The 25,471-nt window shown below is 73.2% G+C and carries 21 protein-coding genes; 16 read left to right on the forward strand and 5 right to left on the reverse strand.

What is annotated here, in order from left to right:
* The 6 genes from ABT023_RS01835 to ABT023_RS01860 form a co-directional block, all read left to right on the forward strand.
* A partial coding sequence (locus ABT023_RS01835; RefSeq protein WP_350880638.1) for an SGNH/GDSL hydrolase family protein occupies window positions 1-780 on the forward strand: 780 nt, incomplete at its 5' end.
* 57 nt (window positions 781-837) lie between these two features.
* A complete protein-coding gene (locus ABT023_RS01840; protein WP_350880640.1) occupies window positions 838-1,743 on the forward strand; it encodes a hypothetical protein in 906 nt (301 codons plus the stop codon).
* A 322-nt stretch (window positions 1,744-2,065) separates the two neighbouring features.
* Window positions 2,066-2,518 (forward strand): hypothetical protein, encoded by a 453-nt coding sequence (locus tag ABT023_RS01845; RefSeq protein ID WP_350880642.1) that lies wholly within the window; start codon window positions 2,066-2,068, stop codon window positions 2,516-2,518.
* Between the two features lie 107 nt (window positions 2,519-2,625).
* A complete protein-coding gene (locus tag ABT023_RS01850; RefSeq protein ID WP_350880644.1) occupies window positions 2,626-3,330 on the forward strand; it encodes a cytidine deaminase in 705 nt (234 codons plus the stop codon).
* A gap of 58 nt (window positions 3,331-3,388) precedes the next feature.
* Window positions 3,389-4,669: a thymidine phosphorylase gene (locus tag ABT023_RS01855; RefSeq protein ID WP_350880646.1), complete on the forward strand. Its 1,281-nt coding sequence runs from the start codon at window positions 3,389-3,391 to the stop codon at window positions 4,667-4,669.
* Between the two features lie 110 nt (window positions 4,670-4,779).
* The gene (locus ABT023_RS01860) at window positions 4,780-5,460 is read left to right on the forward strand and encodes a DUF4272 domain-containing protein (RefSeq protein WP_350880648.1); all 681 of its coding nucleotides are present in this window, start codon (window positions 4,780-4,782) and stop codon (window positions 5,458-5,460) included.
* 70 nt (window positions 5,461-5,530) lie between these two features.
* Here ABT023_RS01860 and ABT023_RS01865 read toward each other — a convergent pair whose 3' ends face one another.
* On the reverse strand, window positions 5,531-6,511 hold the full coding sequence (locus tag ABT023_RS01865) for a putative RNA methyltransferase (RefSeq protein WP_350881116.1): 981 nt from the start codon (window positions 6,509-6,511) through the stop codon (window positions 5,531-5,533).
* A 201-nt stretch (window positions 6,512-6,712) separates the two neighbouring features.
* Between ABT023_RS01865 and ABT023_RS01870 the strand changes: the two genes are divergently transcribed.
* The 5 genes from ABT023_RS01870 (at window position 6,713) to ABT023_RS01890 (ending at window position 13,937) form a co-directional block, all read left to right on the forward strand.
* Complete coding sequence (locus ABT023_RS01870) at window positions 6,713-7,060, forward strand: CU044_2847 family protein (protein WP_350880650.1); 348 nt, start codon at window positions 6,713-6,715, stop codon at window positions 7,058-7,060.
* Window positions 7,053-8,891 (forward strand): VMAP-C domain-containing protein, encoded by a 1,839-nt coding sequence (locus ABT023_RS01875; RefSeq protein ID WP_350880652.1) that lies wholly within the window; start codon window positions 7,053-7,055, stop codon window positions 8,889-8,891. Before ABT023_RS01870 ends, ABT023_RS01875 begins: the two co-directional genes overlap by 8 nt.
* Entirely contained in the window at window positions 8,888-9,865 is a 978-nt protein-coding gene (locus tag ABT023_RS01880) for an AAA family ATPase (protein WP_350880654.1), read from the forward strand. The genes ABT023_RS01875 and ABT023_RS01880 overlap by 4 nt, the downstream gene beginning before the upstream one ends.
* Window positions 9,862-12,756: an SAV_2336 N-terminal domain-related protein gene (locus ABT023_RS01885; protein ID WP_350880656.1), complete on the forward strand. Its 2,895-nt coding sequence runs from the start codon at window positions 9,862-9,864 to the stop codon at window positions 12,754-12,756. Before ABT023_RS01880 ends, ABT023_RS01885 begins: the two co-directional genes overlap by 4 nt.
* 104 nt (window positions 12,757-12,860) lie before the next feature.
* Window positions 12,861-13,937 carry an adenosine deaminase gene (locus ABT023_RS01890; protein WP_350880658.1) on the forward strand — a complete coding sequence of 359 codons (1,077 nt, stop codon included), beginning with the start codon at window positions 12,861-12,863 and terminating at the stop codon, window positions 13,935-13,937.
* Here ABT023_RS01890 and ABT023_RS01895 read toward each other — a convergent pair whose 3' ends face one another.
* Window positions 13,938-14,543: a uridine kinase family protein gene (locus tag ABT023_RS01895; protein WP_350880660.1), complete on the reverse strand. Its 606-nt coding sequence runs from the start codon at window positions 14,541-14,543 to the stop codon at window positions 13,938-13,940.
* A 193-nt stretch (window positions 14,544-14,736) separates the two neighbouring features.
* On the opposite strand from ABT023_RS01895, the gene ABT023_RS01900 reads away from it, so the two are divergent.
* The 4 genes from ABT023_RS01900 (at window position 14,737) to ABT023_RS01915 (ending at window position 19,712) form a co-directional block, all read left to right on the forward strand.
* Window positions 14,737-18,234 (forward strand): sensor histidine kinase, encoded by a 3,498-nt coding sequence (locus ABT023_RS01900; protein ID WP_350880662.1) that lies wholly within the window; start codon window positions 14,737-14,739, stop codon window positions 18,232-18,234.
* Complete coding sequence (locus ABT023_RS01905; protein WP_117671056.1) at window positions 18,231-18,635, forward strand: roadblock/LC7 domain-containing protein; 405 nt, start codon at window positions 18,231-18,233, stop codon at window positions 18,633-18,635. Before ABT023_RS01900 ends, ABT023_RS01905 begins: the two co-directional genes overlap by 4 nt.
* A gap of 104 nt (window positions 18,636-18,739) precedes the next feature.
* On the forward strand, window positions 18,740-19,117 hold the full coding sequence (locus ABT023_RS01910; protein ID WP_350881118.1) for a DUF742 domain-containing protein: 378 nt from the start codon (window positions 18,740-18,742) through the stop codon (window positions 19,115-19,117).
* Between the two features lies 1 nt (window position 19,118).
* A complete protein-coding gene (locus ABT023_RS01915) occupies window positions 19,119-19,712 on the forward strand; it encodes a GTP-binding protein (protein WP_117671057.1) in 594 nt (197 codons plus the stop codon).
* 193 nt (window positions 19,713-19,905) lie between these two features.
* Here the strand turns inward: ABT023_RS01915 and ABT023_RS01920 are convergent, their stop codons facing one another.
* From ABT023_RS01920 to ABT023_RS01930, 3 genes are all read right to left on the reverse strand, one after another.
* On the reverse strand, window positions 19,906-21,129 hold the full coding sequence (locus ABT023_RS01920) for an ABC transporter substrate-binding protein (protein ID WP_350880664.1): 1,224 nt from the start codon (window positions 21,127-21,129) through the stop codon (window positions 19,906-19,908).
* A 254-nt stretch (window positions 21,130-21,383) separates the two neighbouring features.
* Window positions 21,384-23,936: a transposase gene (locus ABT023_RS01925; RefSeq protein ID WP_350880666.1), complete on the reverse strand. Its 2,553-nt coding sequence runs from the start codon at window positions 23,934-23,936 to the stop codon at window positions 21,384-21,386.
* A 64-nt stretch (window positions 23,937-24,000) separates the two neighbouring features.
* Entirely contained in the window at window positions 24,001-24,999 is a 999-nt protein-coding gene (locus tag ABT023_RS01930; protein WP_350880668.1) for a SatS C-terminal domain-containing protein, read from the reverse strand.
* A gap of 118 nt (window positions 25,000-25,117) precedes the next feature.
* On the opposite strand from ABT023_RS01930, the gene ABT023_RS01935 reads away from it, so the two are divergent.
* Window positions 25,118-25,453: a PadR family transcriptional regulator gene (locus ABT023_RS01935; protein WP_350880670.1), complete on the forward strand. Its 336-nt coding sequence runs from the start codon at window positions 25,118-25,120 to the stop codon at window positions 25,451-25,453.
* Window positions 25,454-25,471: the final 18 nt, after the last annotated feature.

A 25,471-nucleotide genomic window follows, 5' to 3' on the forward strand; every position in this document is an offset into this window, starting at 1 on the left:
GAACTCACGGGGGTAGGGCTTGGGCACAGCGACATCCTTCCAGCCCGCCACCAGGGCAAGCCATCTCAGATGTCACCTACCGGTGCAGCAGACCCCCCCGATCACAAGTGGCAGGGCAAGGAGCCGGAGGGCAAGTACGGCGAGGTGCCACAGATCGACCAGGGGTCGCTCAATGTGAACACCACCGCGGTGATGCTCTCCATCGGCGGCAACGACGCCCGTTTCACCAAGGTCGGTATGTCCTGTGCGGCCGGTATCGATTGCAGCGCGACGGGCTACACGATGGAGGGTGACGACAAGCCGCTGCGCGACAAGCAGAATGAACTCATCGACGGCGTGGTGAAGGATTCTGTCCGGGAGGTGGTGCGGCACATCCGCGTCCGGGCCCCCAACGCCAGGATCTTCGTCATGGGCTACCCACACCTCTTCGAGCCCGGTTGCCAGTACGCCATCACGCTGCCGCCAGGCTTTCCTGTCGGCTTCTCTACGGGCGAGACCGCGTTCCTCAACAGCCTTGCCGACCGGATGACCACGGTGCTGCCGTCCGACGCCGCCAACAAGGTTCACGGGATGGACGCCCGCAGCGAGTTCGGCGGGCACGGCATCTGCTCCAACGCTGAGTACCTGCACGGCTTTGTGGTGCCGGATCTGCAGGAGGACGAGGATGGCGATCCGGTGCAGCAGGCGAGCATGGAGACAATGCACCCCAACCAGGAGGGCAACCTTGCCTACGCCCGTATCCTGAACGGGTACATGGATCTGTACGGCTACGACTGGTGACATCACGTGGGGGCCCGGCTGTCATTCAGCCGGGCCCCCACGACTCGAAGGGCAGAGATGCGATTGATCGGGGCGGCCTCTCTTGCCGGGGCACTGGGCGCGCTCGGCGCGGCGGTGTTGGCGTCCCTGTGGCGTACCGAGGCTCTGCTCTTCGCGAGTTGCGAGCCAGAGACCATCGGCGACTGCCTGACCTGGCGACTGCCCATGCTCCTCGTCGGGCCGCTGGTCGTGACCGCCCTGGTCTGGCTCGCGCTGTGGGTGTTCGGTGCCGACCGGGCGGTGCCGTCGGCCCTCCTCGGGGCCATCGTCACAGCCGACGCCCTCCTGCTCTACGAGGCGTTCCAGCCGCGCTGGACGCCGCCGTCCGTCTGGCCGGCCGCGGCCCTCGGAGCGGTCGGTTTCGGTGCGGGCGTCCTGCTGGGGACCGTCCGGCTGCCGTTGGCCGCCCAGGTCGGCGTGGCGGCGGTACTGCTGCTGGCGCCGTACGGGTTCTTTCCCGTCCTGCACCAGACGACGCGGCGGGCCGACCGGGAGGAGGCGTTCTCCCAGCTCGGGCTACCTCTGTTGGTGCCGCAGGTGGACGGCTATCGGGTCGTCACCGCTCATGTCGACCGTGGCGACCGTAAGCTCTCCGTGTCGATGTCCGGGGGCGAGTTCTGGTTCACGATCATCGTGGTACCCGTCCCGGAGGGCTTCGCGCCACCTACGCACTGTGGCCCCACTACCGACGATCTCGACCGCGACCAGCCTGCCGACCCGGCGACCACGCTGCCGTGCCGGCCGGTGGGTCCGGATCACTGGGTACGAGTGGAGCGGGATGACCAGGTCCATCTGATTCGCAGGAATGACGCACTGGTGTACGTCGACCCCGGCGTCGACGTGCCCGCCGCCGACCTCGGCGCGGCAGCGGCGAACCTGGCCGAGGTGACCCCGCAGCGGCTGGCGGAGTTGGCCGTCCGCTGAGCCGCGTGGGCCGGCGGCCCCACCCTGCCCGCGCCTGACCGGTGCGATTCGCGGCGTCGTGCTCTGCGCCGAGCGCGGGATGTCTTCGCCTGCTTCCGAGGAAGCATCGTCGGTGATCGCTGGGAGCCGCACGGTTGCCCCCATCGCCCAGTCATTGCCTTCCCGCGGCTCGGCCATGAGCCGGAGATGATTGAGCAATGGTCTTTCGATGACTCGGCTTCCTAGCGTCTGACCCGGTTGAGTCATGCCGGTGCCGGTGCCGGTGCCGGTGCCGGTGCCGGTGCTGGTGCCGGCGACAAAGATTGGGAAGGTGTGGGAATCGGTGCGTAATCAACGTATGGCCACCGCATTCGCCGCGGTCGGGGCCCTTGTGGGCCTCATGGCAGTCGTGCTGCCCGCGAGCCCGGCCTCGGCGTCCTGCAGCACGGTGCAGTACGCCCACTACGAGGACTCGGGGGCGAAGGGCTGGAAGCTGATCGGTGACGGCAGTTGCAGCGAGCGGTGGGGGCAGGTGGTGGTCGACAGCACCTACCCGACGGCGCCGGGTTACTCGGTCAAGATCGAGCGTCAGATCAAGTCGCCATACGGTTACGCCACGGAGGCGACGTACACGGCGACCCTGCCCGGCAGCGCCACCGGCTCCAGGAGCACCACCCACACCACGAACAGCTCGGGTGACCTGGACCGTCACCGTCTCTGCTGGGACTACGCGTCCTACAACGGCTCCGCCTGGGTGCCGGACGGCAGCTGGACGTGCTCGGGTTGGTACTACTGAGGAGGTAGGAGGTGAGGCGGCCGACGGAGTCCGATCCGTCGGCCGCTTCACGTCGTGTCTGGGCCGGGTTGTCGAGCTCGCTCGGTAAATGCGGCAGAATCGGAGCTATGGAGATCGACTGGGAGCGGCTGCGCGCCGCCGCCACCGAGGTGATGCGACACGCGTACGTGCCGTACTCGAAGTTCCCGGTCGGGGCCGCCGCCCTGGTCGACGACGGCCGGATCGTGGTCGGCTGCAACGTGGAGAACGCCGCGTACGGCGTGGTGCTCTGCGCCGAGTGCGGGGTGGTCTCCTCGCTGCACGCCACCGGCGGGGGCCGGATCGTCGCGCTCTCCTGCGTGGATGCCACCGGCGAGCCGCTGATGCCGTGCGGCCGGTGCCGGCAGCTGCTCTGGGAGCAGGGCGGCCCGCAGTGCCTGGTCGAGGCCAAGGACGGCCCGCTGACCATGGCCGAGCTGCTGCCGCACGCCTTCGACGTGGCCGACATCGAGGCGGTGACCGGCGAGCGGCCGGTGCCGGTGGTGCCGGACCGGCTGGCCGCCTGGCGGGGGCGGGGCACCGTCTTCGTGCACCCGGACCTGTCCGCCGGACAGCAGGTGTGGACGGCGTACTGGGAGCGGTCGGCCGGGGACACCGAGGGCGCCGAGACCGGCGTGCTGGAGGAGGGCCCGAGCTGGGGCGACCCGGCCGAGGCGATCGCCTGGGGGCATGCCCGCACCCCGCGCGTGGTGGTCGTCGACGCGACCGGCACCATCTTCTGGGCCGGCGAGGGCGAGCCGCCGACGGAGGTGCCGGTCCGCTGGGCGGGCTGAGCCGGGTGGCGGCGGGCCGCGGGTCGGAAGCTGCGAGGACGAGAAGAGGAACTCAACGGTGAGTGCTTTCACGGCGGTCGACGTCATCCGGGCCAAGCGGGACGGCGGCGTGCTGAGCGACGCCCAGATCGACTGGGTGGTCGACGCGTACACGACGGGTCTGGTGGCCGACGAGCAGATGTCGGCGCTGGCCATGGCGATCCTGCTGCGCGGGATGAGCGCGTCGGAGATCGCCCGGTGGACCGCCGCGATGATCGCCAGCGGGCAGCGGCTGGACCTGTCCGCCGTCGACCGGCCGACCGTCGACAAGCACTCCACCGGCGGCGTCGGTGACAAGATCACCCTCCCGCTCACCCCACTGGTCGCGGCGTGCGGCGGCGCGGTGCCGCAGCTCTCCGGGCGGGGCCTGGGCCACACCGGCGGCACCCTGGACAAGCTGGAGTCGATTCCCGGCTGGCGGGCCGCGCTGACCAACGACGAGTTCCTCCGGCAGCTCCGCGAGGTGGGCGCGGTGATCTGCGCGGCCGGCGACGGCCTGGCCCCGGCCGACCGCAAGCTGTACGCGCTGCGCGACGTCACCGGCACCGTGGAGGCGATCCCGCTGATCGCCAGCTCGATCATGAGCAAGAAGATCGCCGAGGGGACCGGCGCGCTGGTGCTGGACGTGAAGGTCGGCTCCGGGGCGTTCATGAAGTCCGTCGACGACGCCCGCGAGCTGGCCCGCACCATGGTCGAGCTGGGCGGCGCGCACGGGGTGCGGACCGTCGCCCTGCTCACCGACATGTCCACCCCGCTCGGGCTGACCGTCGGCAACGCGGTCGAGGTGACCGAGTCGGTCGAGGTACTGGCCGGCGGCGGCCCCGCCGACGTGGTGGAGCTGACCCTGGCCCTGGCCCGGGAGATGCTCGACGCGGCCGGGCTGCCCGACGCCGACCCGGCGGCGGCGCTGCGCGACGGCCGGGCGATGGACTCCTGGCGGTCGATGATCCGCGCCCAGGGTGGCGACCCGGACGCGCCCATGCCCACGGCGAACGAGGTCGAGGTGGTCACCGCCGACGCGGACGGCTTCGTCTCCTCGGTCGACGCGTACGCGATCGGGGTGGCGGCCTGGCGGCTCGGCGCGGGCCGGGCCCGCAAGGAGGACCCGATCAGCGTGCCGTCCGGGGTGGTGCTGCACAAGCGGCCCGGCGACCCGGTGCGGGCCGGCGAGCCGCTGTACGAGCTGCGCGCCGAGCACGCCGCCCGGATCCCGGCGGCGCTGGCCGAGGCGGCCCGCGCGGTACGGATCTCGGCCACCGCCCCGGCCGTGAAGCCGCTGGTCATCGAGCGGATCGGCTGAGCCGGCCGAGCGACAGGGTGCCCGTGGTGCCGCCCACCGGAACCGGCTACTCTCCCAGGCCAGGGGGGACGACCAGCGCTGAGCCGATGCGACTGACAGGGATCTGAGCCGTGCGCATACCCGCCCCCGACCCGCGAGAGGTCCGAGAGGCCAGCCTGGACGAGCTGTCCCGGTTGGGACTGCCCCTGCCCCCGAGCCAGTTCCCCCTGGTGTGGGAGCCGGGCGACGAGATCGAGCTGCGGCCGACCGTGGAGATCGAGGCCAGGATCGCGGTGCTGCACCTGATCCTGGCCCGGTGCTTCGGCATGCCGCCGCAGGCCGCGATGAGCTGGCTGCTCGCCTCGCACCTGGTCGACATGGTCACCCCGCCGGAGGGGCAGTTCGTGATGGGCGGCCGGGGCGACCACCGGTCGTTCGTGCTGCACCACGACGCGCTCTTCTCCCTGGCCTGGGTGCTCGGCCTGACCAAGCAGCTCGACCCGACCATGCCGGTGGACGACCGGCTGGTGGAGCGGCTGCCGCAGATCGCCGCGGGGGAGACGTTCACCGAGTGGCGCTCCCGCATCCTCGCCGCGCCCCAGCACCCCGCCGACGCGGCGGCCCTGCTCGACCTGCACTACTGCCTCGACTGGGCGTACCTGGAGGTGGAGCGGTCCGGCCGGTCGCTGCCGGGCCTGGTCGACGCGAACGCCATCGGGCAGCGCCGGTGGGCGCTGGAGTGGGCCGTGATCCTGCGGGGGCAGTACCACGACGAGCCGCCGGGCTGGGAAGAGGTCGACCTGTCGACCTGAGCCCCGCCGGGGTCGGCGTGCGCCCGCTCAGCTCGGCGTGCGTGTCCGGTTCGGCTCGGCGTACGCCCGCTCAGCGGGGGCGGTGCACGGTCAGCCGTACCGCGAGGGTGACCGCGACCGGCTCGGGCAGCGCGGCGATCCGCGCGGCGCGCACGGCCGGGTCCGTGTGCCAGGCGCTGGGGCCCATGCCGACCAGCGTGGCCACCTCGGGGCGGGTCAGCTCCAGCCGGGCCCGCAGCACGGTCTCGCCGACCTGCTCGAAGTGGGCGGCCAGGCTCCCGGCGACCCGGTCGGCCTTGGCCGGGTCGACCCGCAGCAGGTCGAGTGCGTCGACCAGCTCGGTGAGATGCGCCCCAGTGGGGGTGACCACCAGCAGGGCGCCGGCCGGGTGCAGCACCCGGCGGAACTCCGCGCCGTTGCGCGGCGCGAAGACGTTGAGCAGCACGGCCGTCGAGGCGTCGGCCAGCGGGAGCCGCTGCCAGGTGTCGACCAGCGCCGCCGCCGCCCGGGGGTGGGCCTTCGCCGCGCGGCGAAGCGCCGGCTTGGAGACGTCCAGGGCCAGGCCCACGGCGTCCGGCAGCGCCGCCAGCACCGCGTCGAGGTGCCGCCCGGTCCCGGCCCCGGCATCCACCACCAGCGGGTACGCCCCGAACGGCGCCCCGGCGGCCCGCGCCGGCTCCGCCGGGTCGGCTGCGTCGGCCGGGTCGGGCGGGTCGGCTGTGTCGCTCGGGTCCGGGGCGTCCGCCCCCCGTATCGCGGCGCGGGCGGCGGCGGCGAGCGCGGCGGAGACGGGGTCGTAGTGGCCGGCGGCCAGGAAGTCGACTCGGGCGGCCACCATCTCGGCGGTGTCCCCGACGTGCGGGGCGCGCCCGGTGAGCAGGTTGACGTACCCCTGGCGGGCCACGTCGAAGCTGTGCCGGCGCGGGCAGCGCAGCGCGCGGGCGGTCCCGGCGGCGACCTCGGCGAGCGGCTCCGCGCAGACCGGGCAGCGCAGCCGGCTCACCACCCGCCGGCGTGTCGCTTCCCTGAGCAGCTCGGACGAGTGCGGCACGGTCACCCGGCCAGCCTAGGCGGCGGGCCTTGAGCCGCAGGTCGGGTGGGTCTGGCCGAGCGCGGTCGGCTTCGCGGAGCGTCGGGTCGCAGATCCGACAGAGCTTCGAGCTCGACCAAAGGCGAACATTTGACCTGGGTGTCGCCCGCCGGCAGGGCTAAACTCGCCGCGATCCATCGTGGAGGGTGCTGGGGAGGTTCGATGCGAGAGCTCGTGCAGGTCGAGTTGCCCGATGGCCAGATCGCCTGGGCGTTGATCGAGAACGAGGGGGTGCGAGACGTTGCGTTCGGGGCCAGCCTCCTCTCGCTCACCGGGCTGTCGGAGACCCTGACGGCGGTGGCCACGAACGTGCGGCGAGGGGTCGCCGCAGCCCAGCCGGACGAGGTGGCGGTGGAATTCGGTCTCGACCTGGAGTTCGGGGGCAAGGGGCTGGTGGCGGCGCTTGCCGGCTCGTCGGCCAAGGCGGCCCTCAAGGTCACCCTGACCTGGAAGCCGTCCGGTCGCAGGCCGGAGGCGACACCTCCCGAGGGCGCCCGACCGGGTGAATGAGGCGGTGGACTGGGCGGAGCACCTTCGCGGCTGTCTGGTCAAGGTCGTCGCCGCAGCGGCGGGCCAACCCGGCAGCGGCTTCTTCGTGGCTCCGGGCACGGTGCTGACCTCCGCCCACGTCGTCGGCGCGACGGGGGTGGCGGTCACCGTGTGGTGGCGGGGGGCGGCGTACCCCGGCGTGGTCAGCGCGGCCTCCGCGCGGAGCGGGGACGGCGGTCGGATCTGGCCGTATCCGGACCTGGCGGTCATCGAGGTGAGCGGGATCGCGGCCCATCCGTGCGCCTGGCTCTCCACGCGGCCGTCCGCCCTCGGGAAGCGCTGCGTCGTCGCCGGGTACTCGGCCAAGCTCGGGCCCGTGCTGGAGCCGGCGGTCCGACTGCTGGAGTCCACCGGCTCGAACGACTACCTCTCCCGTCGCCTGGTCACCCTGGGCAAGGAGGAGATCGCGCCCGGCATGTCCGGCGGTCCGGTCCTCGACCCCGTCACCGGTGGCGTCTGGGGCGTGGTCAAGGCGACGCGGGGGCAGGGCGGCGGGTTCGTCGTCCCGATCGGCGGCCTGCGCGAACTGGACAGCGCGGTGCACGTCCGGCTGTGGCGGGCCCACGACACCCATCACCGTCCGGACGGGCCGTCGCGCTGGCCGGCGGTCCCCGGCTGCTATCCGTCGTCGTACCTGACGTTGGAGGAGGAGCGGGAGCTGAGGGGCATCATGGCCGAGTTGCCCGTGGGTCGCCCCGCCGACCACACGGCCGACTATCGCCGGATGGCCGACTCGCTGCTGCGGGAGTCGGGCCCGCACCACGACTACGGCGACGTGATCTCCGACCTCATCGACCTGGTGCCGGTGCCGGGGGAGTTGCCACCGCTGCTCGTCTACGTGGCGGACCTGGCGCGGCGGCATCCCACTCACACCCGGCTGCGGGACTGGCTGCTCTACCGGGCCGGGCGACTGAACCTGTCCGACCGGATCGCCCAGCGGCTGGCAGCCGAGCCGAGCAGCAGCGCGGCCGTCTCGGTGATGGTGCGCCTCCGGCCGGCGTACCAGGACCACCGGCGCTATCACGTGACGATGTGGCGCTACGTGGACGCTGAGCACGTGGTGCCCGTGCTGGACGAGTTGAAGGCCGTCCCGTGGGAGACCGCGAAGCAGCGGGTGCAGAGCCTGCTCGTGGAACAGATCGCGCTGCTGACCGCGCACGAGCGGGACATCATGATCGAATTCATTCTTCCGCAGGAACTGCTCAGCGAGCCGATCCACGGCTGGACGCTGTGGCCCCGACGCCCGTGGGAGACCCTGGGCGGCAAGTACGCCGTCGTGGTCCGCGACCTGGAGCGCCTGGAGGACGCGGAGTGCATGGCCTTCCTGCGGACGCGGTATCGGGCGGCGGGTGACCGGGCCGTCGTGTCCGGGCTGCTTGCGGTGGGCTGCGACGACAAGCGGGACCACCAGGCGATGTGGGGCCTGCTGAGCTGTGAGGAATACCTCTCCATGGTCGCCTTGCCGGGGCCTCCCGACCGCCCGCCCGCCCAGGTCGCGCTCGACGTGGCGCTCTCGACCGGCGTGCCCGCCCTGGCCTGGTGCGTGCCCGGCTGCGCGGGCTGCCCCGGCACCGACTGCGTGGGCAGCAGCTCCCAGCAGGGCCTGGTGGAGTGCCTGGCGGACGCCCGCGTGACCGATCTACCCCGGACGATCCTCCGGTTGCGGCGCGCCGCCGCCAAGTTCAACCGCGCAGACCACTGGGGCCTGAACGTGGTGCTGCTCTGGGACGACCCGGTGCGGCAGCCGCCGCGCCAACGGATGCTGCCGCCGGGAGAGGTGGAACTCGCGTGAGTCAGTGGTGGATCTTCAAGGGGAGCGGGGTGCCGCACGACGGCATCGAGCGCCTGCCCGCCCCGCCGCCCTGGCGGACCTTCGACGGCGGCACGGGTGACCGGAGCCAACGGTCGGGGCAGGCCCAGACCTACCAGGCCGACCGGGAGACCCTGGAACTGGTCAACACGGCGATCCTGCTGCGGCGTCCGCTCCTGGTGACCGGGCAGCCCGGCGTGGGCAAGTCGACCCTGGCCTACGCGGTCGCCCACGAGCTGGGGCTCGGTACGGTCCTGCGCTGGCCCATCACCAGCCGGACCACCGTGCGCGACGGCCTGTACCAGTACGACGCCATCGCCCGGATCGAGGAGCACAGCCTGCGGGCGACCGGCCGACCGGGCCCGAGCTTGGAGGCCGAGCCGCCGGATGTGGGCCGGTTCCTGCGACTCGGTCCGCTCGGTACGGCACTGGCGCAGAGCGAGCGCAAGCGGGTCCTGCTGGTCGACGAGATCGACAAGAGCGACATCGACCTCCCCAACGACCTGCTGGACGTCTTCGAGGAAGGCGAGTACGAGATACCGGAGCTCTCCCGGATCGCCGACTCCGTGCCGGAGGTGGCCATCGGCACCGCCGACGGCCGGCGGACCACCGTGCACCAGGGCCGCGTACGGTGCGGGGAGTTTCCCATCGTCGTCCTGACCAGCAACGGGGAGCGGGACTTCCCCCCGGCCTTCCTGCGCCGCTGCGTTCGGCTGGAGCTGCGTCCACCGGACCGGGACCGGCTGGCCGACATCGTCCGGGCCCACCTCGGCCCCGACGGCGACGGCCGGGCCGGGCAGCTGATCCAGTCCTTCCTGGCCCGCCGGGAACATGGCGAACTGGCGACGGACCAGCTGCTCAACGCGGTCTATCTCACCCGGCACGTGCCGGGTGAGCAGCTCGATCCGGACCGGCTGGCGGACCTCGTGTTGCAGTACCTCACCGAGTTGGGGTGAGCGTGTCCGCCGGCAAGGTGCGGTCCGTCTTCGCGGCGGCCGGAGTCGAGCTCGACGCCCGGCAGCTCGCCGAGGCGTTGTGGCTGGCCCAGCACCTCTCCGCCGGCGGCGCGCCCGCCTCGCCCCCGACGCCCGGTCCCGTACCCGCCGACCCTGCCGCCGTCGAGGTCGATCCCGCGCCGCGCCCGGCGGTGCGGGTCGAGGGGCCGGCCGGGCCGCCTCCGGCCGAAGTCGGCGAGCCGGCAGCCAACGCGGCGCAGCGACCGCCACCCGCGGCGGTGGTGCCCGCCCCCGCCGAGGCCAAGGTGCCGGTCCACCTGCGTCCGTCGTCGCCCTCGGCCCGGCCGATCCGGGCCACGCCACTGCTGGTCCACGCCGCCCCGGTGCTGCCCGACACGTTGCGGCTGGCGCGCGCGTTACGCCCGCTGAAGCGGCGGGCGAGCTCCCGGCACCGAGAGGTCGTCGACGAGGAAGCGACGGTACGCCGGATCGCGGAGCGGCGGATCTGGTTGCCGGTGCTCCGCCCGGCGCGAGAGCCCTGGCTCGACCTGGTCCTGGTCGCGGACCTCGGCGCGGGCGGGCAACTCTGGGGCCGCCTGGCGGTCGAACTGACCGCGCTCTTCCGTCGGCTCGGCGCCTTCCGGGACATCCGGCTGCGGCACCTGCACACCGACCCGGCGGGCGTTCCCTGGGTCACGACCCACCGTCAGGCCGGGCACGGCATGCTCCGCAGCCCCGCCGAGCTGGTGGATCCCACCGGTCGTCGGCTCATTCTCCTGCTCAGCGACGGGGTGGGCGAGTCGTGGCAGAACGGCCGGCTGCCGGCGGTGCTGCGGCGTTGGGCGCGGTCCGGGCCGGTCGCGGTGCTGCAACCACTCCCCGCGCACCTGTGGGAACGCACCGCGCTCCGGCCGATTCCCGGGCGACTACGGGCCCCGCTGCCCGGCGTGACCAACGACCGCCTCTCGTTTATCAGCTACCGGCGTCGGGGACGCGCCGGGTCGGCGGAGCATGTCCCCGTGCCGGTGCTGCAGGCCGATCCCGAGTGGCTGGGGCCGTGGGCCCAACTCCTGAGCGGCAGCGCACACGGTGGCATCGACACCTCCGTCCTGCTCGCCGGGCCCGCTCCGTCGATCGTCCCGCCGACGCGCCGCGCGCCGCGCGATCCGGTCGACCGGGTCCGGGCCTTCCGCGCCGAGGCGACACCGGAGGCGTACGAACTCGTCACCTACCTCTCCGCAGCACCGCTCAGCCTGCCGTTGATGCGTACCGTGCAGGCGGCGATGATGCCGGGTTCGTCGCCCGCGCATCTCGCCGAGATCCTGTTCAGCGGCCTGATGCGCATGGTGGCCGAGGACCCGGCGGCCGACGGCGATCGGTTCGAGTTCGTCGACGGGGTGCGCGACGTCCTGCTCGGCACGCTGCACCGGCACGAGGTGGAGCGGGTCGACCGGGAGGTCTCGGCCGGCATCGAGCGGCGGCTGAAGCTGCCCGGGGCGGGGCTGGCGGCGGCCGTCCCCGCCGAGTCCGGTGAGGTGACGCTGACGGCCGACAGTCAGCCCTTCGCGCACCTGCGGGCCCGGATCCTCGCCCGGATGGCGGGGCTCTCCCTGGTCGAGGCCGGCCGCGAGACGCCCGACGCGGGCGGGGAGGGCGACGACCCGCCGGGCGGGCCACTGCGGCTGGTAGACGCCGCTTCCGGAACCGCCGAGGAGAAGCGCCGGCTCTGGGCTACCTCTGCGGACCTGGGTTGGCGGGCCGCCGCGCGGGTCAGCAGGCCAACGGTCGGGCCGCTGACCGCCGCCGGGTTGCCCAGCCGGGATCCCGCCGCGAACCTGGTGCCGGGTTCCCCGGCCGACGGCGGGCCGCCACCCGTCCGGCGCGACCCGGCGCGGCTGGCCGAGGCCCTGACCAACTACTTCCGCGGTTGGCGCCGGGGCCGCGAGTCCCTCGGGTCCGCCGTCGGGGACCATCCCGGCGAGGAGCCCGCCGAGCAGCCGGGACAGGCCGTGGAGCCGGCGGCCCTCGGCGTTGCCCTGCACCTCGCGCCGGCGCTCGCCGAGGTCCTCCGCAACACGGGCGGTCAGCCGGTCGGCACGGCGTTCCTCGTGGGCAACCGCTACGTGGTGACCTGTGCCCACGTCGTCAACCAGGCGCTCGAAGTGCCGGAGAAGACCGGCACGTGGCCCGACGGTCTGGTTCGGCTGCGGTTCCACGGTGGGGCGGGCTCCTTGCCGGTGGATGCCACCGCCAGGGTGGCGGCCTGGCCGCCGCACGAGCGCACCTTCGACGACCTCGACGTGGCCGTCCTGCGGCTGGAGGGCGGGCCGCCGGTAGTGGCCCCGGCGCCGGTCGAGTTCGACACGGCAGCTGGTGGCGAGGCCCTCTCCCTGTCGGTCACCGGAGCCACCGTGCTCGGCGGGCTCGCCGGGGAGAACCGCCTGGCGGTTCCGTTCGGCTCGTGGCTCAGGGGTCGGCACGACATCAGCGGCGCCCCGGTCTGGCGTCCCGCCAGCGGACAGGTCGTCGGCATGGTCAACGGTCGCCTCGGGCCGCAGTCATCGACCAGCCCTGGAACGACACAACTGACCCTCGTGCCGGCCAAGGTGATCGACCGGACGATCGTCGACTATCTCATCGTGCCGCGACGGCGCTTCCCCCGCAGCCGCCTGCGGCGTGGCTACAGCCCCGGCCAGGTCGACGCGTTCGCCGAACGGATCGAGCAGACCCTGCGGGAGTACGCCTCCGGAGCGGTGCCCCGGTCGCCCGTCACCGCGGCCGGCATCCGCAGCGCGGAGTTCGCCTTGCGGTTCAACGGGTACGACGAAGAGCCGGTCGATGTCTGGTTCGACGAGATGGAGCGTCGGATCGCGGACTTCGAGGACGAATGATCGCCCGGAGCCGGCCCGAGCGCCGATCGACGACGGGCCATGGTGCCGCCGACGTTCACGCGGGTCGTGTGCCGGGTCATCGGATGGCTGGCTAGGGTCTGGGCATGGTCGCAATCTCATACGAGGACATCGTCAAGGTCCCGAAGGCGCTGCTGCACGATCACCTCGACGGCGGCCTGCGGCCGGCGACGATCGTCGATCTGGCTGCCGAGGTGGGTCACGAGCTGCCCACCACCGACCCCGATTCGCTGGGCCGGTGGTTCGTCGAGGCGGCCGACTCCGGTTCCCTGGAGCGCTACCTGGAGACGTTCGCGCACACCGTCGCCGTCATGCAGACGCCGTCGTCGCTGCGGCGGGTGGCCAGGGAATGCGCCCAGGACCTGGCCGCCGACGGGGTGGTCTACGCCGAGGTGCGGTTCGCCCCCGAGCAGCACCTGGAGCGGGACCTGACCCTGGACGAGGTGGTGGAGGCTGTCGTCGCCGGGTTCACCGAGGGCGCGGCGCTGGCCGCGGCGGCCGGCACCCCGATCCGGGTCGGCACTCTGCTCACCGCGATGCGGCACGCCGCCCGGTCGCAGGAGATCGCCGAGCTGGCCGTGCGGCACCGGGACGCCGGGGTGGTCGGCTTCGACATCGCCGGCGCGGAGGCGGGCTTCCCGCCCACCCGGCACCTGGACGCCTTCGAGTACCTCCAGCGGGAGAACTTCCACTTCACCATCCACGCCGGCGAGGCCTTCGGGCTGCCGTCGATCTGGCAGGCCATCCAGTGGTGCGGCGCGGACCGGCTCGGGCACGGGGTGCGCATCGTCGACGACATCACCCCCGGCGAGTCGCCGACGCTCGGCCGGCTGGCCGCGTACGTGCGGGACAAGCGGATCCCGCTGGAACTGTGCCCGTCGTCGAACGTGCAGACCGGGGCGGCGGCGTCCATCGCCGAGCACCCGATCGGGCTCCTGCGCGACCTGCGCTTCAGGGCGACGGTGAACACCGACAACCGGCTGATGAGCGGCACCTCGATGTCCCGGGAGATGGCGCTGCTGGTGGACGCCTTCGGCTACGGCTGGAAGGAACTCCAGTGGTTCACCATCAACGCGATGAAGAGCGCCTTCATCCCGTTCGACGAGCGGCTGGCGATCATCGACGAGGTGATCAAGCCCGCGTACGCGAAGCTGCTGGGCTGATTAGTGGTGGTGCGGGTGGCCGGCGAGGAGGTCGGCCACCCGGCGCAGCACCTCGCGGGCCGGGGCCGGGTGTGCGCCGAGCCCCGCCTGCCGGCGCAGCACCGCAGGCTCGGCGCGCAGCAGGGCCAGCCCTCGGCGCAGCAGCACGCCGGGGGCCTTGCGCTGTTCGGCGAGGTCACGGGTCAACCGACGGAGGAAGGTGGTCCCCCGCGGGCGGCGCAGCGCGTACGCCCCGGCGAGCAGCCCTCGGCGTCGACATTCCTCGACGATCTCGGCGGCGAAGATTCCTTCGGCGACGAAGAATGGCGATCCGGCGACCTCGAATGGCCGGGTGGCCACCCGGCGGTCCGCGCCGATCGCATAAACCGGCACTTCGGCCTTTCCGTGCCGGGACAGTCGGGCAATCGTCTCCACGGCCGCCTCGGCGTCCCACGACCGCGGTGAGTCCCAGTCCACGAGGTTGTTCTGACGCGGCAACGTAGGGTCATCGCCGTCCTTGTAGAAGTCGTCGAGGCATAGAACCGGAAGCCCGGTTCGTTGCGCGATGTACGACTTTCCGGAGCCGGATGGGCCGGCGAGCAGGACGACGCGGTGCGGATGATCCATTACTTTGTGTGACTCCGGCCAGACGGATTGCGAGCAAATTGCATCAACATCTCATCACACCCCCGGCAACCGCCAACCTGGGCTTTCTCTTTGGAACACGGCGTGATGGAATCTCGGAGGTCCGACCCACCGGGTCGGTCGCTGGGCGTTGCCCGGGGCAACGCGCGGACGCTGTGATCGCGAGGGCGGTGACGTGAGCAAACGGCCGAAGACGGCGGGCTCCTTCCTGTCGCGACTGCGTCGGCCGGCCGGCCGGCTCCGCGACATGCCGATCTGGTCCAAGCTCGGTCTCATCATGATCGTGCCGACCATCGCGACGGTGGTCGTCGGTACCAGCGGCCTCGTCGACAACCTGGACACGCTCAACAACGCCAACCGTTCCGGCGACCTGGCCAACCTTGTCGGCTACTCGGGCGAGCTGGTCAACAGCCTCCAGGACGAGCGCACCTCGGCGGTGCTGCTGCTCGGGGCCGACGGCGAGCAGTCCAGGGCCCGCTACCAGGAGTCGTACAACCGGGTCAACGGCGGGGTGGACCAGAACACGCGACCCTACCTGCAACAGCGGAACAAGATCGAGGACCTGCCGGGCAGTCTGGACAGCCTCCTCGACGGGATCGACCAGAACCTGAAGGACCTGCCCGGCACCCGCAGCCAGGTGTTCAATGGCAAGCTGAAGATCATCGACGCGATGCAGGCGTACGAGGGTCTGATCAACGACCTGCTCGCCGTCCGCGACTCCGCCACCCAGCTCGCCGGCGACAACGACCTGAGCGACCGGATGCGGGCCTCGGCCGCCGTCGCCCGCGAGAAGGAATACCTCTCGGTCCGCCGGGTCGTGGTGCACCGCGCGCTGATTCAGCGCGAGCTGACCCCGGTGCTGCGCACCGACTACATCGCCAGCGGCACCGGTCAGCAGCAGGCGCTGCAGAGCTTCAAGGCGGTCGCCAACTCCGCCGAGGCGGACCTGCACGACCAGACCGTTTCCGGCGGTGACCGGCGTGAGGCGCAGAACTACACCGGCTGGATCGACGGCAACATCAACGGCAGCATGACCGAGGCGCCGTTCGCGGCGGACCAGTGGGACGCGGCCATGGTGGCCAACGCCAAGCTGATCCGCACCGTCGAGCGCAAGCTGGACGGCGACGTGATCCGGAAGGCCGACGGGTTGCGCTCGAACGTGCAGCGCACGGTGTTCCTCCAGACCGGCCTGCTGCTCAGCATGCTGCTGCTGGCCATCCTCTTCGCATACCTCGTCGCCCGGTCGATGGCCCGCTCACTGCGCGACCTGCGGGAGGGCGCACACAAGATCGCCCGGCACGGGCTGCCGCAGGCGGTCGCCCGCCTGCGCGACCCGCAGCTCTCCAGCCAGCTTTCCCCGGTCCAGTTGGCCAACCAGATCGCCGAGCCGCTGCCGGTCCGCAGCAAGGACGAGTTCGGTCAGGTGACCGAGGCGTTCAACGCGGTCCACCTGGAAGCCGTCCGGACCGCGGCCGAGCAGGCCGCGCTGCGCGCGTCCGTCGCCACCATGTTCGTCAACCTGGCCCGCCGCTCGCAGATCCTGGTCGACCGGCTGATCGGCCACCTCGACCGGCTGGAGCGCGGCGAGGAGGACCCGGACCGGCTGGCCGAGCTGTTCCAGCTCGACCACCTGGCCACCCGGATGCGCCGCAACGACGAGAACCTGCTGGTGCTCGCCGGTGCCGACTCCACCCGCGTGCAGCGCGAGCCTGCGGCGCTGATCGACGTGCTCCGGGCCGCCCAGTCCGAGGTCGAGCACTACACCCGGATCGAGTTCGGGGTGATCGACCGGGACATCGAGGTCGCCGCGCACGCCGTCAACGACCTGGTCCACCTGGTCGCCGAGCTGTTCGACAATGCGACCGCCTTCTCCCCGCCGGACTCGCAGGTGATGGTGGAGGCCCGCCGCGTCGGCGACCGCGCCTCCCTCTACGTCGAGGACCGGGGCATCGGCATCAGCGGCGACCAGCTCAGCGAGCTGAACGAGCGGCTGGCCACGCCGCCGCAGGTGGACGTGGCCGTCTCCCGGATGATGGGTCTGGTCGTGGTCGCCCGACTGGCGTCCCGGCACCAGGTCAGGGTCGAGCTGCGGCCCGGAGCCGATCGGGGCACCGTCGCCGACGTCACCCTGCCCACCTCGGTCCTGGTGCCCCGCGCGCTCTCCGGCCGGGTCCAGCAGCCGTCCGCGCTGCCCCCCGGCCCGCAGCCGGCCGGCCCACAGCCCTCCGGCCCGCAGCCGGCCGGGGCGCCCCCGGCCCTGGGTGCCTTCGCCGCCTTCGGCGGCGGCCCGTCGGCTCCCGTGCCGACGCAGCGCCCGGGGCACTCCGGCAACCAGGTCACCCTGGGCGGCCGGACGTACGACCCGGCCTCCCGCAACGGCACGCCCGCCCCGGCCGGCGGTTCCGCCCGGTCGATGCCGGCCTGGTCCGACCTGACGGGGGCCAGCGGGGTCAGCGGCGGCGACACCCGGGGCCCGCGCACCTCCAACGGGCAGCCGATCGACCCGCTGCCGCAACGGCGTGCCCCCGGCGACGCCGACCCGGACAGCACGGTTCAGCAGCCGGTGATACCTCGGCAACTGCCGAGCAGCCCGGAGGCCCGGGGCTGGACCCCGCCGGTCTCCGCCCCGCCGGTCTCCGCCCCTCCGGTCTCGGGTGCGCCGGTCTCCGGCCAGCCGGTCTCGGCCGCCCCGTTCCCAGGCCAGCCGGTTTCCGGCCAGCCGTACCCCGCAGCGCCCGTCTCCGGCCAGCCGTTCTCCGGGCCGCCGCTGCCGAGTCGGCCGATGCCGTCGGCCCCGGGGCCGGCCGCTCCGCCGGCCTGGCCGCCGGTGGCCCCGCCGGCGCGGGAGCCGGCCACCCCGCCGGTGCCCGAGCGCCTCGCCGCCGCCCTGGACATGACCACGGAGCTGCCGCGGGTGCCGCGCACCGACGTGCCGCCGGGGCCGTACGCCCCGGTCGCCCAGCCGGCTCCGGGCCGGCCGGGGCCCCCGCAGGCCCAGAACCAGCAGCGGTACGCCGACGAGACGATGGAGCTGCCGATCTTCCGGGAGCTCGAGTCGGCGTGGTTCCGCACCCGCCGGGCGGGCTCCGAGGAGGGCGCCGCCCAGTCGGCGCCGGCCAACGGAGCCACGGACCGGGCCAACAGCGCCGTGACCCAGCAGTTCTCCGCGGTCGACGTCGCCGACCGGGCCGTTCAGACACCAGGACCCCGGACGACAGGTAACGCACCGATGGCAGACATCCCGATGGCCGCAGGAGCGCCCCGCGACAACGGGCTGACGACCAGCGGGGGCACCCAACGCGGTCCCGCCGCCGACCCGACGGGTCGCCGGCCGGGCAGCGCCTGGCAGACCTCGGCCGACGACGGCTGGCGGGCCGCCTCGGCGGCCACCGAGGTTCCGGTCGCGGAGACCACCCGCCAGGGCCTGCCCAAGCGGGTGCCGATGGCCCAGTTGGTGCCGGGCGCGGTGGAGAAGCCAGCCGCCTCCGCCCAGCGCCGTACGCCGGAGGGGGTCCGCGGCCTGCTATCCGCCTACCATCGAGGCGTGCAGCGCGGGCGTACCCAGCCCGACGGTAACCCGACCAGCCCGGACGTGACTCCGGGAGGGCAGCAATCCTCGCAGTCTGGCTCAGGCCCGGTGGCCAGGAGCGGGCAGAAGGAGCAACAACGATGACAACTACGCAGGATCTCGGTTGGCTGCTGGCCAACTTCGCCGACCGGGTGCCCGGTGTCGCGCATGCGGTCGCCGTCTCCGCGGACGGCCTGCTCCTCGCGTCGTCACGAGACCTTCCGCGTGACCGTGCCGACCAGTTGGCCGCGATCGCGTCCGGTCTGGTCAGCCTGACCCAGGGAGCGGCCCGCTGCTTCGAGGGCGGCGCGGTGTTGCAGACAGTGGTCGAGATGGACAACGGCTTCCTGTTCCTGATGTCCATCTCGGACGGTTCGTCCTTCGCGGTGCTCGCAGCTCGCAGCTGCGACGTCGGGCAGGTCGGCTATGAGATGGCCCTCCTGGTCGACCGGGTGGGCGACGCGTTGACCCCGCAGCCGCGTGCGGCTGTGGGGATGATGGGCTGACCTACGCGCTGGCCGGTGGGTCAGGCGGGGCGGCAAGGACAACGACGAGGGGTTCCGTTCCAGGGACCAGCCGGTGTCAGGGACGAAGGGAGGTGAGCGGCGAGATGGTCGATCGTGACGAGCCGACCGGTGCGTTGGTCCGTCCGTACGCCGTGACCCGCGGTCGTACCCGCCCCCGGCTGGACATCGCCCTGGAAGCGCTCGTCGAGACGACGGTGCGCGGCCGTACCGCTGCCAGCAGCAATGGCAGCCAGGGCCGTGAACACCAGTACATCGCCGCGCTGTGTGACGGACGTGTACAGTCGCTCGCCGAGATCGCGGCGCGGCTGCAGCTTCCGCTCGGCGTGGCTAGGGTGCTCATCGCCGACATGGCGACGGACGGCCTGGTCGCGGTCCACGAGCCGACCATTTTGGACGACTCCGACGACTCGGTGGGCACTGAACTGCTGGAGAGGGTGCTGAGTGGACTTCGCAGGCTCTGACATGTCGCACCGCCCGCCCGCGCCGAGCGGCCGGGTGACGTCGGCGAAGATCGTTATCGCCGGTGGGTTCGGCGTCGGCAAGACGACGCTGGTCGGCTCGGTCTCGGAGATCACTCCGCTGACCACCGAGGCCATCATGACCTCGGCCGGCGTGGGCGTCGACGACACCCGGCAGGTGCCGGGCAAGACGACGACCACGGTGGCGATGGACTTCGGTCGTATCTCGATCGACCGAGATCTGATCCTGTACCTGTTCGGCACACCTGGCCAGACCCGGTTCTGGTTCATGTGGGACGAACTGGTCCGGGGCGCCATCGGCGCGGTGGTGCTGGTCGACACCCGACGACTGGCCGACTGCTTCGCGGCCATCGACTTCTTCGAGCACCGGCGGCTGCCGTACCTGGTGGCCATCAACTGCTTCGACGGGATGCAGTACCACGACCCGCAGGACGTCCGGGACGCGCTGGCGATCTCTCGGGACGTACCGGTGGTGGCCTGCGACGCCCGGAACCGGGAGTCGACGAAGCACGTGCTGATCTCGCTGGTCGAGTACGTGCTGACGATGCGCCGCTCGCGCGCCGTCACGCCGGCCTGAGATTCGCCCGGGCAACGCCCGGTGAACCGGCACACCGCCGGGTCACCGGGCGCGGCCTGCTGTCCGGGACCGCCCGCCCGGAGCCTGCCCCGCGGGCTGTCCGGGACCGCACGCCCGCTCGCCGTCGACCCGCCCCGCCTCTCGGGCGGGCCGACGGGGTGGCGCCGGCCGCTCGGGCGACTCGCGGATCGGGTCAGGACACCCGGACCCAGCCGCCGTGGTCGACCCGGTAGATGCCGAGGGAGTTGCGGTCCATGCCGCCGTGCCGGATCGGCGCGAACGCGTACGCCCCGGCGATGCCCTCGGTGACCTGGTTCTGCAGGTACGCCCGCAGCCGACCCCGGTCCACGCTGGCCGCCGACCGGGCCGCGTTGGCGATCAGTTGCAGCGCGTCCGAGGCGTACGGGGCGAAACCGCTGAAACCGCCGTGTCGCTGGATGTAGCGGTACACGAAATCCCGCCGGGCCATCGCCGCCGTGGTGGTGTTGGTGAGGGTGGACCCCCCGAGGCAGATCGGGTGGACCGCGTACGCGCCCTCAAGGGCGGCCGAGTTGCCGTCGGCCAGGGTGTCCTCGGCGACGCCGCCCGGGTCCAGGTAGAGCGGCCCACGGTGGCCGGCCTGGCGCAGCGCCAGCACCGCCCCACCGGTGTCGGGGGCGGTGCCCCAGACCACCACGGCGTCCGGCTCCGCCGCCGCCACCCGTCGCGCGGCCCGCAGGAAGCTCTCGCCGGCCCGGGGCAGCCGGACGACCTCGACGGGCCGCAACTCGACGGCCCGCAGGGCCGCTGACATCGCCCGTACGCCCGAGTTGCCGTGCAGCCCGTCCGCAGACAGCACCGCGACCCGTTTCCGCCCCTGCGAGGCGATGAGGCGGGCCAGCCGGCGGGCAACGTCGGAGGCGTCCGGGGTCAGCTTGTAGACGTACGTCCGCTGGGCCAGCGGCAGCACGATCCCGTCCCCGTACGCCAGCGAGACGTACGGGGTCCGGAGTCGCTGGGCGACGCCGACGATGGCGGCGGAGGTCTCGGTGACGGTCCCGCCGAGCAGGGCGTGCGCCCCGTCCCGCTGGATCAGCTCGGTGGCGTGCCGGGCGGCCAGATCCGGGTCGCCGGTGTTGTCGCGTACTTCCAGCCGGACAGTCCGGCGCAGGTTGCCGACGGGCACACCGTCGGCGTTGAGCGACTCCAGACTGATCCGTAGGGCCCGCTCCTGAAGCACCCCGAGCGCCGCGCCGGCACCGGTCAGCTCCAGGCTGACGCCGAGCACGAGTTCCCGGCCGCCGGTCCGGTCGGCGCCACTGGTGGGACCGTCCTGCGCCCCGGTCCGCCCGCAGGCGGTCAGCAACAGGACGCCCGCCGCAGTCGCGAGCACCCCCCGCCGGTTGGGTGTGGCCGGGTCGATCGCCGGTGTCGCCATGTCCAAGTCGCCTTCCCCACCCGGCGATACCTGCCGCCGGCCGTTACCGTCCGGTATGTTCCCGGCCGCCGCGACCCGGCGTCAACTTCTCCGGGTGTGGGCCTGAACACGCAGGTGGGGAGCGGTTTTCGGGGGGCCGATGGCGGCGGCGGGGTCCTTCCCGGGCCGTTACCGTCCGGCGTGCCGACTGACCCGCCACGGGGCGTGGCGGGTCAGGGGGCCGGCGTCGCGCGCCCGGATCGGGCGTGCGGGTCTCAGGACCGGTATCCGGCGGACCGGTACTCGTACTCCCGGTCGTCGTCGCGGTCCCCGGTGTCCCGGGTGAAGTCCCAGCCGCCGGCCGCTTCCCGTCCCGGACGCCCGCCGACCGCGAAGCCGCCGATCTCCTGCCCGCGACGCCAGCCCCGGAAGTAGCCGGTGGTGTTCTCGGCCAGGCTGGCCGCGTCGCGGACGATCCGCAGCGGACGCTCCTCGCGTAGCGGTGAGCCCGGGACCAGGTTGGCCTGCGGCACCCGCTTCGGCAGCCCGGCCTTCGTCTCGGCGCCCACGGCCGGGCGGGCGGCCTGCTCGGCGGCCTGCCAACCGGTGTCCGCAGTGCTCGACCAGTCGACCTCGGCCTCGTCGTCCTGACCCACGAACCAGGCCGACTTGGCGGCGGCGAAGATCAGCAGGTCGCCGTCGCCCTCGTCGGAGATCGGCGGAGTCCGCCGCTCCATCGGGGCGGCACGCGGCGGCTGGACCGGGGCGGGCCGGTGCTCCATGGCCGGCCGGTCGAGGCGGCGCTCCAACGCGGGCCGCTCGGGGCGGTGCTCCATGGCCGGTCGGTCGAGGCGGCGCTCCAACGCGGGCCGCTCGGGATGGTGCTCCATGGCCGGTCGGTCAGGGCGATGTTCCATCGCGGGGCGCTCGGGGCGGTGCTCCATGGCCGGTCGGTCGGGACGGTGTTCCAACGCGGGCCGGTCCGGGTGGGGCTGCGGTGCGGGCCGGTCGGCGCGGATGGACTCCCCGCGGTCGACCAGGCGCAGCGGCGGTGTCTCCAACTGTGGGTCGCCGGACTGGGCCGGCCCCTCGCGCAGCGCCCGGTCCGCCAGCGGCGGCGGCTCGACCAGCCGCAGCATCGGCGGTTCCTGAGGCAGGTCGTCGGCGAGCCAGGGCGGGGTGACCCGACCGTCGGTCGGCACCAGCTCCGTCGGCCCGTCGATCTGTCGCGGCCCCCGGTCCTCGAAGGACCGGACGACCGGGTTGTCTGCGGCGCTGTCGGACGGGTCCTCGGGGTTGTTGACCAGCGGCCAGTTCGCCCGCGAGCCCGGGGGAGCGGCCTCCTGGCCGGGCCGCGGGGTCGGGACCGGCACGCTCAGGTCGGTGGCGCTGAACCCACCGGCGGGTCGGGCGCCCTCGCCGGTGGTCTTCGGCCGGGGCGGGATGACGGTCCGTTGCCGCTCCGCCCGGGCGTGCTGGATCGCGGCGGTGGTCAGCGTGGGCCGGAACGGCTCGCCGGCCTCGGCCGGCGGCACCGAGCCGCGATCGCGCTGGGCCGGCGCGAACGGGGTCATCCCCGGCGGCGGTGGCGGCGGCGCGGACACCGGCCGGTTGGTCGGGCCGTCCACCACCCGGCGCGGCTCGCCGGCCGACGGCGGTGCGGAGACGGGCGGGGTGGCGGTGGCGGCCGGAGCCATCGGGCGCGGGGCGATCGGCGGCGGGGCGATCGGCTCCGGTGCGATCGGCGGCGGGCCGAGGGGCCGGGGCGAGGGCGGCATTCCGCTGCCGGGGATCGGCTCGGGGCGGCCGCGGCGGCCGACGGGCTCGGGTTCGGTGGGCCGCAGCGCGCGCAGCCCGGTGCCGGTGCCGCCGAGGCCGGTCAGTTCGGCGACCGGCTCGCCCCGGCGGGCGGCGGCCCGCCGGCCGGGCGCCTGGGCCGGGTTGGTGACCCGGGCACCGAGCGCGCTGACCAGCGCCTCACAGCCCGCGTCGCAGGCCCGCACCGAGGCGACCGCCTGGCGGACCGTCTCCGCCACGGCCGAGGTGAGCGCCCGGCTGACCGCCGTGCGGCGCGGGGTCTCGGAGATGGCGACCTGCAGGGCGGTCACCGCGTCGTTGATCTCGTCGGCGTCGGCCACCCCGTCGGCCGCGAGATGGGCGGCGATGGCGTCCGCGGCCACCGACACCTCCCGGCCCCGGGCGATCGTGCCGCCCAGCATGCCGGGCTCGGGCAGGGCGTCGAGCACGGCCAGCGCGACCGGCTCGGCCGGGTCCGGGTACGCCCGCAGCGCGGCCGGGTAGAGCTCCCGCAGCACCTCACGCAGCGCCACGGCTGCGGAGTGCCGGCCGCTGGCGAGCGCGGCGTGGGCAGCGAGGACCTGCTTGTAGCCGGTGAGATCCCGGGGTGCCGGCAGGGTGACCGCGGAGAGCGCCCCGGCCTGGAGGGCCCGGGCCAGCCCGACGGCCTGCCGCTCGGCCGGCGGGGACTGCATCTCCTCCAGCGAGTCGTCGTCGGCGAACCGTTCGGCGAAGTCGTCCACCGAGTCGTCGTCGGCGATGGCCAACGGCCGCCCGGCGGCGCTGAGCAGCGCGGTGACCGTGTGGTCGTCGCTGTCGGCCGCGATCGCGGCGCCGCTCGGCCCGCCCGACCGCTCCACGAGCAGGGCGACCAGCTGGGCGTATCCGGCCGGGTCGTCGCCGATCTCGCAGACATGGAGCAGCCGGCCTGCGTCGTCGACGACAGCGGACGTCAGCGTCGAACCGGCCGAAGCCGGTCGGTCGGCTGGATCCGCTGAGGCCAGACCGCAGTACACGCGCACGAGCGCCACGGCGTCGTCCTCCTCCCGGGACTGAGGTCTTTCTCTGCCAAAGACTGATGCTCCCTGGAACGCGTCAGTCGCGCCAGTCCACGACCGCAGAGATCTTGCCGACAATGGTGCGCCAACCGAGACTTGCCGTCTGCGCCCCGATCTTCTTCAGCCGCCGCCGGCCGAGGAAGCCGCCGATCCCGCCGTTGACCGTGGACCGCAGCGCCTCGTCCAGATTGTCCAGGCTGGAGCCGGCGGAGAGCATGTCCAGCACAGCGGGCAGACGCAGGGCGTACGCGACGTCCCGGGCCGCCTCGCCGGCCTCGATGAGCAGGGGAGCGTCCCAGGTGTCGTGTCCGCCGCGCAGGTTCTCCACGACCAGGTCGAGCTCGTAGGTGTCCTCGTCGAGGGGCGCGATGTCGGCCGGGCTCAGCCGATCGGCCAGTTCGCTCCAGCTGTCCAGCTGGGACATGTCGGTGGGTGCGCCGGACCGGACGAAGCTGACCAGCGACTCCGGCGTCTTGAACAGCAGCAGCTTGCCCCGGTGGCTGAGGAAGACCGGAACCTCCTCGTCGCCTTCCTCGTCGCCCTCGTCCTCGTCCTCGGCGTCCTCGTCGGTCTCGGCGTCCTCGTCCCCGTCGGCCTTGGTCGAGGAGTCGTCGGCGCCCCGGCGTCGGGACTTCCCGCCGTTCTCCTCCTCCTCGGCCTCGGCGAACTCGGCGGCCACCTCCTCGTCGAGGATCACGACCTCGTCGTCGTCCTCGTCGACCTCGATCGCCTGACGGCGGGCCAGGAACGGGTCGTCGGCGTCGCGGTCGACGACGTCGGTGGGGGTCAGCTCCCGCGCCGGCCGGTACGCCCGCAGCGTGTAGCCGGTGCCGGAGGGCAGGGCGATCTCCACCGGGTCGATGCGCACCTCGTCCCAGAGCGAGCGGTCGACATCCCGCGCCGACGGGCGCTCGACCTCCTCCTCCTCGACCTCTTCGACGGTGCCGTCGGTCTCGTCGAGCTCGGGCTCGTCGGCGTCGGGCCGTTGGGGCGACTGGCGGGCCACGCTGACCTCCGTGTGCTTCGGGTTGCCCACCCGGCGGCGTCTCCGGCCGTCGAGTGACTCTGGGCACATACCCTAGTGGGCGGCTCACGGGGACCGGTGCCCGCACCCCGGTGGCGATCGGTCGGGCAGACAAGTAGCGTTGCTACCTATGAAGGCCCAGGCGCTGCACGGACACCTCGACGCGCTGCTGCTCGCGGTGCTGGAACGGGGCGCGCTGCACGGCTACGCGATCATCGAGGCACTCCGGGCGCGCAGCGACGGCAGCCTCGACCTGCCGACCGGCACGATCTATCCCGCGCTGCGCCGGTTGGAGCGGGCCGGGCACGTGGCCAGCACCTGGAGCACCGTCAACGGCCGGGAGCGCCGCACCTACGAGCTCACCGACTCCGGCCGCCGGGCGCTCGAAGGCGAGCGGGCCGGCTGGCGGGAGTTCAGCGTCACCGTCGGCCGGTTCCTCGACGACACCCCCGCCGCCCCGGCCTGACCGCCGCGCGACCGCGAC

Source organism: Micromonospora sp. NPDC002296 (assembly GCF_040296145.1).
In the GTDB taxonomy this organism is placed as follows: Bacteria; Actinomycetota; Actinomycetes; order Mycobacteriales; family Micromonosporaceae; genus Micromonospora.